Here is a 9,595-nt window from a genome sequence, read left to right on the forward strand (position 1 = left end):
GGTCATTCGAGGGCCAGGTCGAGCACGCCGCGGGCGGCGGCGCGGGTGCGCAGGTCGGCGAACCAGCGCTCGACATGCGGCCAGGCAGGCCGCGTGTATTCGGTCTGGGGCAGCCCGAACCAGCGGTGCGCCTCGCAGCCGACCGGGATATCGGCCATCGTGAAATGGTCGCCGCACATGAACGCGCGGGCGGCGAGATGGGCGTCGAGCAGTGCGAACAGCGGCTCGGTGGCGCGCACCGAATAGGCGATCGCCTCGGGCTGCCGCTGCTCGGGCGGCGTGCGGATCCATTGCCTGAAGGCGCCGCCGCTGACCGGGTTCAAGGTGGTCTGCTGCCAGTCCATCCAGCGTTCGGCATCGAAGCGTGCGGCCAGCGGCTCGGGATAGAGCTTGCCGGGCGAGTGCTTGGCGCACAGGTAGCGCACGATCACGTTCGACTCCCACAGCGTGACCCGGTCCGGGCCCTCGCCGTCGTCGATGGTCGGCACCATGGCGTTCGGGTTGAGCTGCAGGTATTCGGGCGTCTGCACCACGCCGAAGCGGCCGCCCGCCTCGGTGCGCTGGAAATCGAGCCCGAGTTCCTGGGCGCACCAGACCACTTTGCGAACGTTGATGGAGCTGATGCGCCCCCAGATATTGAGCATTGTCAGAGTCCCTTCGATGGGCGATCGAGCAGAAGAAGGCGCAACGCCAGCCCCGCCATCATCGCAGCCAGAAGTCCGCGCTGGAAGCCGGCCGCGCCGCGTTTTTGCAGCCAGCGGCCGACCTGCCCGCTGCAGGCGCCGAGCAGGGTGTTGAAGAGCAGGCCGGCCAGCGACAACGTGATGCCCAGCAGCACCAGCTGCATCGGCACGCTGCCGCGCGCGGGGTCGACGAACTGCGGCAGGAACACCATGAAGAACAGCAGCGCCTTCGGATTCACCAGGTTGTTGAGCCAGGCGCTGCGCACCACGCGCGCAAAGCTGGCGGCGTCGGCCCGCGCCTTTGGCGACACGCTGCCGGCACGCAGCGCCTGCCAGGCCAGCCACAGCAGGTAGAGTGCGCCGGCGTAGCGCAGCAGGTCGAAGGCGGGCGGCCAGGCCGCCACCAGCGCCGTGACGCCGGTCGCCGCCGACACGGTGTGCACGAGGTCCGCCGCGGCGATGCCCAGTCCGGCCGCGAGGCCGGCCCGCGGGCCCATCGAGACGCCGTGCGAGAGCACGAAGGCCATGTTGGGCCCGGGCGAGACGAACAACGCCAGCACCGCGAGGAGAAACAGCAGGAAGCTTCCGGCGTCGATCATCGCGGAGGGCTGCGGGGCGTATCAGGCGGGGCTGGCGGCCAGCTGCCGCTGCACCTCGGCCGCCATGTGGTGGGCGAGCTGTTCGCGCACGACCTCGGCCAGGGCCGCGATCGCGGTGTCGATCTCGTCGACGCTGGCGGTCACGAAGGACAGGCGCAAGGTCCGCGGATCGCCCTGGCCGGCATAGAAAGGCGCGCCCGGCACGAAGGCCACGCCGCGCTCGACCGCCTTCGGCAGCAGCGCCACGGTATCGATGCCCTCGGGCAGCCGCACCCACAGGAACATGCCGCCGGCCGGCTTGACGAACTCGACCGACAGGCCTTTCATCTCGCGCTGCAGCGCCGCCACCATGGCCTCGCACTGGCGCTTGTAGAGGGCCCGGATGGTCGGCACGTGGCGCGACAGGAAGCCGTCTTTCATGACCTCGTGGACCATGCGCTGGTTGAAGCTCGGCGAATGCAGGTCGGCCGCCTGCTTGGCCTGCAGCAGCTTGGGGAAGATCGCCTTGGGCGCCACCATGAAGCCCAGGCGCAGGCCCGGTGCCAGCACCTTCGAGAACGAGCCCAGGTAGATGCAGCCTTCGGGGTTGCGGGCCGTGAGCGGCAGCGCCGGCGCGCTGTCGAACCAGAGCTCGCCGTAGGGGTTGTCCTCGACGATCGGCAGGCCGGCCTTGGCGGCGGCGGCCGACACCGCGGCGCGGCGCTCCTCGGTCATGGTGCGGCCGGTCGGATTCTGGAAGTTGGGCAGCAGGTAGATGAAGCGCGCGTCCGGCGCCTTGGCGACCATGTCGTCGACCACCACGCCACCGCTGTCGCTGGCGACGCTGACCGGCTCCGGCTCCATCGGCGAGAAGGCCTGCAGCGCGCCGAGGTAGGTCGGCGTCTCGACCAGCACCCGGCTGCCGGGGTCCAGCAGCACCTTGGCGACCAGGTCCAGGCCCTGCTGCGAGCCGGTGGTGATCAGCACCTGGGCCGGGTCCACCGGCCAGGGAAGCATCTCGGCCACGGCTTCGCGCAGCGGGCCATAGCCTTCGCTCGCGCCGTACTGCAGGGCGGCCTGGCCGTCCTTGTGCAGCACTTCGGCGCAGGCTTCGGCGAAGGCGTTGATGGGGAAGGCCTTGGGCGAGGGCAGGCCGCCGGCCAGGCTGATGATGCCGGGGCGTTCGGTGACCTTGAGGATTTCACGCAGCACCGAAGGATTCATCTTTTCGGCGCGGGCGGCGAGTTTCCAGTTCATGTTGTTTCCTTTGGAGTGCGAGAGACTAACGGGAGGCCGCGGCGGCGACCAGCGGCGCGCGCGGCTGGGACAGCTTCTTGCCTGCGACCACGGTGGCCACCACCGCCGCGGCGAAGCCGAGGGTGACGACATCGAGCGGTTCGCCGAGCAGCGGCACGGCCGCCAGGATCGAGAGGAACGGCTGCAGCAGCTGGGTCTGGCTGACGCGCAGTGCGCCGCCCATGGCCAGGCCGCGGTACCAGGCGAAGAAGCCCATCCACATCGAGAATACGCCGACGTAGACGAAGCCGACCCAGGCCGAGGCCGCCACCGGCTGTTCGGGCCACAGCAGCAGGGTGCCGGGCAAGGTCACAGGCAGGGCCATCGCGCAGACCCAGCAGATCACGCGCTCGGCGCCGAGCGCCGGCGTCACCTGGGCGCCGTAGATGTAGCCCAGCGATGCCGCCACGACCGCGCCCACCAGCAGCACGTCGGCCCACTCGAAGCCGAAGCCGCCGCCGTGCGACTGCGCCCGCAGCACCGAGAACGCGACCACCAGCGCACTGCCGGCGATGGCGCAGAGCCAGAAGCCCAGGCGCGCGCGCTGGTGCAGCACCCAGGCAGCGCAGGCCGCGGTCACCAGCGGCAGCAGGGCGGTGATCACCGCGGCGTGGCTGGCACTGACCACGCGCAGCGCATAGGCCAGCAGCAAGGGGTAGCCGATCGCGTTGCCGAGCACCGCCATGCCGAGCGGCTTCCAGTGCACGCGCTGCGGTCGCGGCGAGCGGGTGACGAGCAGAAAGATCACCGACAGGACGCCGGCCAGCGCCGCCCGCCCGAGCGTCACGAACCAGGGCGACAGCTGCGGGGCGGCCTGCGTTCCGGTGGCCAGCCGGGTCATCGGCAGCGTCACCGCGAAGATGGCGACGCCGAGCACGCCCAGCCACATGCCGAGGGTTTCGTCCCGGGTCTTCATGCGCCCGCCATCCACCAGGCCGTGAGTGCCAGCAGGGCCGCCATCGCGCGGTTGAACCACAGCAGGCGCTGCCCCTGGGCCAGCCAGTGGCGCAGCACGGCGCCGGCCAGCGCATAGAGGAAGTTGCTGGCGAAGGCATAGACCAGCATCACCGGCGCCACGATGGCGTAGCGCTGCAAGGCATCGGGCTGACCGGCGATGAAGTTGGCGACCAAGGTCAGCGCCAGCAGCCAGGCCTTGATGTTGAGGAACTGGAGCATCACGCCCTGCTTGAAGCCGACCCGCAACTGCGCGCCGTCGGCCTGGCCGAGGGCGCGGCTGCCGCTGAGCTTCCAGGCCAGCCAGAGCAGGTAGGCGATGCCGAAGGCCTTGATGAACCAGCGCACCGAAGGCGCCGCGACCACCAGGGCGCCGATGCCGGCCGCACACAGGGCGAGCAGCAGGCTCCAGCCGACCGGCACCGCCCAGACGAAGCGCATGGCGCGCGGCAGGCCGCCGTTGGCGGCCAGCGCGGTAGACAGCGTGGTGTTGGGGCCCGGCGAGAAACTCATCGCCGTGGCCAACACCAGCAGCGCAGTGAATTCTTGCCAGTTCATGGGACACACTTTAAACTGATGACCATTACAGTACCGGTACAGATAAACGAACATAGATGCTGTCTGTATCAGTCGACTCATTGACACAGAACAATACGCGTCATGCTGACACGAACCTCCGCCCAGTCGCTGACCGGGCAGCTCGCCGACCGCTTTTCCGAGCGCATCCGCAACCGCTTGCTGCCGCCGGGCGCGCGGCTTCCCTCGGTGCGCGAGTGTGCGCGCCAGCAGGGCGTGAGCCCGCACACGGTGGTCGCCGCCTACGATCAATTGCTGGCCCAGGGCCTGGTCGAGGCGCGCCGCCAGCGAGGCTTCTACGTGCGCGATTCGGGCCCGGCCGCGGGTCCGCCGCCGGACAGCGCCGGCCCCGCACCGGCTCTGGCACCCGCGCCCCTGGTGGCGGCCGATGCCAGCACGCTCATCCGCGGCATGTTCCATCGCCCGAGCGACAAACCGCAGCCCGGCATGGGCGTCTTTCCGCCCGACTGGCTCGAATCGACCTTCATGCCGGCGGCGGTGCGCCGGGTGACCAGCGGCAAGGCGCTGCAGGAACTGTCGCTGCAGTATGGCGAGCCGGCGGGCGACGGCAGCCTGCGGCGCAGCCTGTCGACCCGGCTGGCCGCCATCAGCGTGCCGGCCTCGCCCGAGCAGATCGTGACCACCATCGGCGCCACCCATGCGCTCGACATCGTGAGCCGAACCCTGCTGCGGCCCGGCGATCCCGTGATGGTCGAGGAGCCGGGCTGGGCGCTCGAGTTCGCCCGACTGGAGGCGCTGGGCATGCGCATCCTGCCGGTGCCGCGCAAGGCCGACGGCCCCGACCTGGAGGTGATGGAGCGCTACTGCACGGCGGGCGATGCCCACAAGCCGAAGCTCTTCGTCAGCGTGAGCGTGCTGCACAACCCGACCGGCTACAGCCTGACGCCGGGCAGCGCGCACCGGGTGCTGCAGCTCGCCAACCGGCACGACTTCCACATCGTCGAGGACGACACCTACAGCCACCTGGCGCCCGAACACGCGACCCGCCTCTGCGCGATGGACGGCCTGCAGCGCACCATCTATGTCGGCGGCTTCGCCAAGATCCTGGCGCCCAACTGGCGCATCGGCTTCGTCGCCGCCTCGCCGGCACTGATCGGCCGCCTGCTCGAGACCAAGCTGCTTGCGACCCTGACCTCGCCCGCCCTGTTCGAGCGCGCGCTGGCCTGGTGCATCGACCAGGGCCAGCTGCGCCGGCATGCCGAGCGGGTGCGCGTCAGGCTCGACGGCGCCCGCGGCCGCACGGTCAAGCTGGCGCTGGCCGCCGGCTGCACGCTGGCCTCGGAGCCGGCCGGCCTGTTCGGCTGGGTCGACACCGGCGTCGACACCGACGCGCTGACCCAGCGCATGCTCGACGAGGGCTACCTGCTGGCGCCCGGCTCGCTGTTCCATGCCCGGCGGCCGCCGACCACGCTGATGCGGATCAACTTCGCGACCGCGCAGGACGCGACCTTCTGGAAGGTGTTCGCGAGGGTCCGCGACCAGATCTGACAGGGGCTGTGCCCAGCGCTCAGAGCAGGGCGTCCGGTGCCAGTGGGCCGAAGAGCTTCACCAGCGCCCGCAGGCCGGCGCTGGTGTCGGGCTCGGCGGTGGCGTCCTCCAGGCCGCTGCCTTCGGGCGCATGCCAGACCATGCGCCCGTCGCTGCGCAGTACGTGCCAGGCGCCTTCGCGCATCGCCTGGTCGATCATCTGGGCGGCCGTCCGCGACAGCGCATCGCTGCGCACCAGCACTGCGATCTCGGTGTTCTGGTGCTGCGAGCGCAGGTCGAGGTTCATCGATCCGACCACCAGCAGCCGGCCGTCGATCACCAGCACTTTCGAATGAAGCATCGAGCGCGATCCGCCCGGCGCGCTGCCGCCGCTGCCCGAACCGAAGGCGTTGCCGAGTCCGGCCTGCTCGCTGCGCAGTTCGTAGAGCTCCACGCCCATGGCGAGCAGTTCGTCGCGGTGCCGCGCGTAGCCCACATGGGCCACCGGCGCATCGTTCGACGCCAGTGAATTGGTCAGCACGCGGATGCGCACCCCACGGGCGCGGGCCGCGGCAAAGGCCTGTTTCATGTCGGCGCCGGGCACGAAATAGGGCGAGATCACCAGCAGTTCGCTGCGGGCCTGGCCGATCAGCTGCAGCAGTCCGTCGACCACCGTCTCGCCATCGGCCGCGGCGTCGGCGGCCGCAGCCAGCGACGCATCGTTTTTCGCGGCCCCGCCCTGCGGGCGCCGGCCCGCCTGCGTCACCGTCAGGCCGGGTGCCTTGCCGGCATCGGCGTTGGCGCCGTCCGGCGGGATCTTGCCCGGCTTGTCGGCCAGCACGACCGCCGGGGCCCAGACGAAATCGGCGGTCCGGAGGTCCATCGGCCGTTCGTCCCAGACCTGTGCGCGGACCTCGGCGGCGGAGGTGCCGGTGCCCGCTGCGCCATCGGCCGGCGCCGGGTCGCCGGCCTGCCGTTCGCGCTCGGCCTTGGCGTCGGCGCGCGCCTGCTCGCGGATCTGGTCCAGTTCCTTGGCCGTCACCAGAGACTGCACCGGGTAGGCGCGCTCGTTGTTCCAGTAGGCGTCGAAGCTGCGCGACAGGTCCTGCACCAGGGGCCCCGCCACGAGCACGTCGAGATCGATGAAGTTGCCCTTGCGGTCCTTGCCGAAGTAGGCGTCGCCGAGGTTGCGGCCGCCGGCCACCGCCAGCACGTTGTCGGCGATGAACAGCTTGTTGTGCATGCGCTGCTGGATCCGCGCGGCATCGTCGATGGAGCCGAACAGCCGGCCCAGCGTCGAGGCGCGGGCGCCCGCCAGCGGATTGAACATCCGCATCTCTACATTCGGCACCAGCGCCATCCGCATCACGACCGCGTCCCGGCCGGTGCTGTGCAGATCGTCGAGCAGGATCCGCACCCGCACGCCGCGCTCGGCCGCCTCGCGCACCGCCTTCAGCAGCCGGGCCGTGCTGGCATCGGCGTGGATCGCGTAGTACTGCAGGTCCAGCGTCTTGCGGGCGCCCTCGACCAGCGCCAGCCGGCTGCCGTAGGCCGCCGGCGGCCCGTCGAGCAGCACGAAGCCGGATTCGTAGCGCGTGCCGGCGGCGGCCCGCCGCTGCTGCACCAGCTCGCCCAGCGGCGTCGTGGCGGGAGCGGCCAGCGCGGTCGAGACCGGCCGATCGACGTTCTTGGGCAGTTCCGCGCAGCCCCCGAGGCCCAAGGCCAGGACGAGTGCGAGGCAGGCTGCGGTTCGCCCGAGGGCGTTTCTAAAGGGCATGCGGCGAGGAAAAGAGCCAGGACGGCGCTATATATAGAGCGCCACCGTCACCGCCCGCGTCGGACAAAGCCTCCGCTAGCCTGCGGACCCGAGCGCTTCCCAGCGTTCCAGCGCGGCCATCAACTCTTCGTCGATGCGGGCATGGCGCTCGGCCAGCTCGGCCGCCCGCGAGGCGTCGGTGGCGTAGATCGCGCCGCCGTCGAGCGCGAGGATCTCGCTGATCCGCTTCTGCTCTTCTTCGAGCTCGGCGATCCGCGCCGGCAGCGTCTCGAGTTCGCGCTGTTCCTTGTAGCTGAGCTTCTTGCGGGCCGCCGCGGCGGGCTTGGCGGCGGCCGCGGGGGGCGGCGCGGCAGTGACCGGGGCGGCGGCGGCCGGCGGCGGCGCGGCCGCGGCGCGCTGCTGCGCGATCTCGCGTGCACGCTTGGATTGGGTCAGCCAGTCTTGCACGCTGCCCTCGTACTCGCGCCAGCGGCCGTCGCCCTCGAAGGCGATGGTGCTGGTCACCACGTTGTCGAGGAAGGTCCGGTCATGACTCACCAGGAACACGGTGCCGTCGTAGTTCTGCAGCAGGTCCTCGAGCAGTTCAAGCGTGTCGATGTCGAGGTCGTTGGTCGGCTCGTCGAGCACCAGCACGTTGGCCGGCCGCGCGAACAGGCGGGCCAGCAGCAGCCGGTTGCGCTCGCCGCCGCTCAGCGATCTCACCGGCGAATGGGCGCGCGCCGGCGAGAACAGGAAATCGGCCAGGTAGCTCTTGACGTGCTTGCGCTGGCTGCCGATCTCGATCCATTCGCTGCCCGGGCTGATGAAGTCTTCCAGCGTGGCGTCCAGGTTCAGCGCGTTGCGCATCTGGTCGAAGTAGGCCACCTGCAGGTTGGCACCGCGGCGGATCTTGCCGGCATCGGGCTCGAGCTCGCCGAGGATCAGCTTCAGCAGCGTGGTCTTGCCGGCGCCGTTGGGACCGATCAGGCCGACCTTGTCGCCGCGCAGGATGGTGCCGGTGAAGCCGCGGATCACGGTCTTGTCGCCGAAGGACTTCGTCGCCTCGGTCAGCTCCGCCACGATCTTGCCGCTCGACTGCCCCGAGGCCACGTCCATGTTCACGCTGCCCTGCACCTCGCGCCGCGACGCGCGGTTGGCCCGCAGCTCCTGCAGCCGGCTGATGCGGCTCTGGCTGCGTGTGCGGCGCGCCTCGACGCCCTTGCGGATCCAGATCTCTTCCTGCGCCAGCAGCTTGTCGGCCTTGGCATTGATCACCGCTTCCTGGGCCAGCTGCTCTTCCTTCTGTAGAAGGTACTGCTCGAAATTGCCCGGGTAGGAGCCGAGCTTGCCGCGGTCGAGCTCCACGATCCGGGTGGCGACCCGGTTGAGGAAGCTGCGGTCGTGGGTGATGGTCACCACGCTGCCCTTGAAGTCGATCAGCAGCTGCTCCAGCCACTCGATCGAATCGAGGTCCAGGTGGTTGGTGGGCTCGTCGAGCAGCAGCACGTCGGGGGCGGCCACCAGCGCCTGCGCGAGTGCGACCCGCTTGCGCGTGCCGCCCGAGAGCGAGCCGATGCGGGCCGCGCCGTCGAGGTGCAGGCGATGCAGGGTCTCCTCCACGCGCTGCTCCCAGTTCCAGGCATCGTAGGCCTCGATCTGCGACTGCAAGGCGTCCAGGTCCAGGCCCGGGGCGCCCGACAGATATTGATCACGGATGGCGATCACCTCGCCGAGGCCGGCGCTGGCGGCGGTGAATACATCCGCCTCCATGTCCAGCACCGGCTCCTGGGCCACGTAGGTGACGCGCACATTCTGTTGAATCTGCAGGGTGCCGTCGTCTGGCTTCTCGAGCCCGGCCAGTATCTTGAGCAGCGAAGACTTGCCGGCGCCGTTGCGGCCGATCAGGCCGATGCGCTCCGCTTCGATGAGAGAAAAGTCCGCATGGTCGAGCAGCGGGACGTGGCCGAACGCGAGTTGCGCGTCGAGGAGTGTGATGAGTGCCATGTGGGAGCGATTATCGGAGCGAAGTGCTGGCGAGGCTCCCAAAGTGGCATATACTCGTGGGCTCGGCAAAACGCGAAGGCAACTTCGCCGGGTTCCACGAAGGAAACTTCAGGGGACTACAAGAAGAAGATCGAAAGATCGCCGAGAACAAAAAAGGCCCTTCGGTCTTGATCTGGTTCTAAAAACTGTGTCATAATCGAAGGCTCCGCTGAAAACGACGGCGACGAAGCAGCTTCCGGGTTGCGAGTTGATCGAAGTGA

At 69.7% G+C, this 9,595-nt stretch carries 8 protein-coding genes; 1 reads left to right on the forward strand and 7 read right to left on the reverse strand.

The annotated features are described in order from the left end of the window. Positions 1 to 2 precede the first annotated feature (2 nt). From QTI68_RS05545 to QTI68_RS05565, 5 genes are read right to left on the reverse strand one after another with little or no spacing between them, the layout of a single operon-like run. Positions 3 to 644, reverse strand: coding sequence for a glutathione S-transferase (locus QTI68_RS05545; protein WP_286520151.1), 642 nt, complete (start codon positions 642 to 644; stop codon positions 3 to 5). A gap of 2 nt (positions 645 to 646) precedes the next feature. Beyond that, on the reverse strand, positions 647 to 1,282 hold the full coding sequence (locus QTI68_RS05550; RefSeq protein WP_286520153.1) for a LysE family translocator: 636 nt from the start codon (positions 1,280 to 1,282) through the stop codon (positions 647 to 649). A gap of 21 nt (positions 1,283 to 1,303) precedes the next feature. Then, complete coding sequence (locus tag QTI68_RS05555) at positions 1,304 to 2,518, reverse strand: aminotransferase-like domain-containing protein (protein WP_286520155.1); 1,215 nt, start codon at positions 2,516 to 2,518, stop codon at positions 1,304 to 1,306. A 25-nt stretch (positions 2,519 to 2,543) separates the two neighbouring features. Beyond that, positions 2,544 to 3,473, reverse strand: coding sequence for a DMT family transporter (locus QTI68_RS05560; protein ID WP_286520156.1), 930 nt, complete (start codon positions 3,471 to 3,473; stop codon positions 2,544 to 2,546). Further along, entirely contained in the window at positions 3,470 to 4,069 is a 600-nt protein-coding gene (locus tag QTI68_RS05565) for a LysE family translocator (protein WP_286520158.1), read from the reverse strand. The genes QTI68_RS05560 and QTI68_RS05565 overlap by 4 nt, the downstream gene beginning before the upstream one ends. 102 nt (positions 4,070 to 4,171) lie before the next feature. Between QTI68_RS05565 and QTI68_RS05570 the strand changes: the two genes are divergently transcribed. Further along, positions 4,172 to 5,596, forward strand: coding sequence for an aminotransferase-like domain-containing protein (locus QTI68_RS05570; RefSeq protein WP_286520159.1), 1,425 nt, complete (start codon positions 4,172 to 4,174; stop codon positions 5,594 to 5,596). A gap of 19 nt (positions 5,597 to 5,615) precedes the next feature. Here QTI68_RS05570 and QTI68_RS05575 read toward each other — a convergent pair whose 3' ends face one another. Then, positions 5,616 to 7,352, reverse strand: a complete 1,737-nt coding sequence (locus QTI68_RS05575) for a phospholipase D family protein (protein WP_286520161.1) — start codon at positions 7,350 to 7,352, stop codon at positions 5,616 to 5,618. 75 nt (positions 7,353 to 7,427) lie between these two features. Further along, entirely contained in the window at positions 7,428 to 9,335 is a 1,908-nt protein-coding gene (locus QTI68_RS05580) for an ATP-binding cassette domain-containing protein (protein ID WP_286520162.1), read from the reverse strand. Positions 9,336 to 9,595: the final 260 nt, after the last annotated feature.

Source organism: Variovorax sp. J31P207, from assembly GCF_030316965.1.
Classification (GTDB): Bacteria; Pseudomonadota; Gammaproteobacteria; order Burkholderiales; family Burkholderiaceae_C; genus Variovorax; species Variovorax ginsengisoli_B.

Coding starts and splice junctions, on each gene's coding strand:
- QTI68_RS05565 (WP_286520158.1), bottom strand. CDS start 4,069: ATGAACTGGCAAGAATTCACTGCGCTGCTGGTGTTGGCCACGGCGATG.
- QTI68_RS05545 (WP_286520151.1), bottom strand. CDS start 644: ATGCTCAATATCTGGGGGCGCATCAGCTCCATCAACGTTCGCAAAGTG.
- QTI68_RS05580 (WP_286520162.1), bottom strand. CDS start 9,335: ATGGCACTCATCACACTCCTCGACGCGCAACTCGCGTTCGGCCACGTC.
- QTI68_RS05575 (WP_286520161.1), bottom strand. CDS start 7,352: ATGCCCTTTAGAAACGCCCTCGGGCGAACCGCAGCCTGCCTCGCACTC.
- QTI68_RS05550 (WP_286520153.1), bottom strand. CDS start 1,282: ATGATCGACGCCGGAAGCTTCCTGCTGTTTCTCCTCGCGGTGCTGGCG.
- QTI68_RS05570 (WP_286520159.1), top strand. CDS start 4,172: ATGCTGACACGAACCTCCGCCCAGTCGCTGACCGGGCAGCTCGCCGAC.
- QTI68_RS05560 (WP_286520156.1), bottom strand. CDS start 3,473: ATGAAGACCCGGGACGAAACCCTCGGCATGTGGCTGGGCGTGCTCGGC.
- QTI68_RS05555 (WP_286520155.1), bottom strand. CDS start 2,518: ATGAACTGGAAACTCGCCGCCCGCGCCGAAAAGATGAATCCTTCGGTG.